The sequence below is a fragment of the Pseudomonas sp. 05T35 genome, assembly GCF_056396605.1.
In genome coordinates, this window is the sequence record NZ_JBFTLU010000838.1 from 1 (window position 1) to 740 (window position 740).

2 protein-coding genes are annotated in these 740 nt (G+C 52.6%); one reads left to right on the plus strand and one right to left on the minus strand.

Annotated features, from left to right (window positions below; all coding sequences use genetic code 11):
- Window positions 1-532, minus strand: a 532-nt coding sequence (locus AC1DH9_RS30195) for an RHS repeat-associated core domain-containing protein (protein ID WP_477809460.1), incomplete at its 3' end; no start/stop codon positions are given.
- Window positions 533-547: 15 nt separating this feature from the next.
- Between AC1DH9_RS30195 and AC1DH9_RS30200 the strand changes: the two genes are divergently transcribed.
- The coding region (locus AC1DH9_RS30200) for a hypothetical protein (RefSeq protein ID WP_477809461.1) at window positions 548-740 on the plus strand (193 nt) is incomplete at its 3' end.

Consider the following 740-nt stretch of genomic DNA (forward strand, 5'->3'; position numbering starts at 1 on the left):
CTTTTGGATCCGTCATCTTGCCATACACTCTCAACACCAATTCTTTATACTCCCGAGGAATCCTATCCCGTTTCAAAATCTCCACCGCAGCAGACATGGCTGTTTCCGCATAATCCAAACCCTTATCAAGATTTGCCGCAGCACTTTCATCCTGCCTTTTTATTTCTGAAAAGCCACGCGCCACAAAACTACCCCCCTTAAGCTTTATCTCTAGCTCTGTCCTGTCATATTTACCCTTATATTTGGCGAGTCCCAGCGCATCGTTAAAACCAACTGGGTCATTACCTACAAAACAAAACCAATTAGGGCCGTCTTGATTTTGTACCGGATCCGGACTCACCCACCGACACAACCACGGCGCGTAATACCGATACCCGTAGCAATACAACCCGGTCGCATCCCGCTCTTTCCCCGAATAGCGAATCGTCTTGTACTTCGCCGCCAATGCACTTTTACCCGCCCAACACGCCGTGCCACCAAAAGCGTAATAACGCTCTAGCGTTAGCACACCGGCCTGAGCATCCAGCTCCAACGTGCTGGAACCCAGATGATCACTCAGGCTGTAACGCAGTTGATTGTTGTCGACACCGTCGGGCGCGGATGTCGGCCAGTGCAATACACGCACGCTACTGCGGCCGGCTTCAACGCTGATGACATGGTGTTCTTCGCCATCGGCATCCCGGTGGATTTCCAGACCCCGCAGGTAACGCACTTCAGTGCGCAAGGTGCGGGTGCCGGTG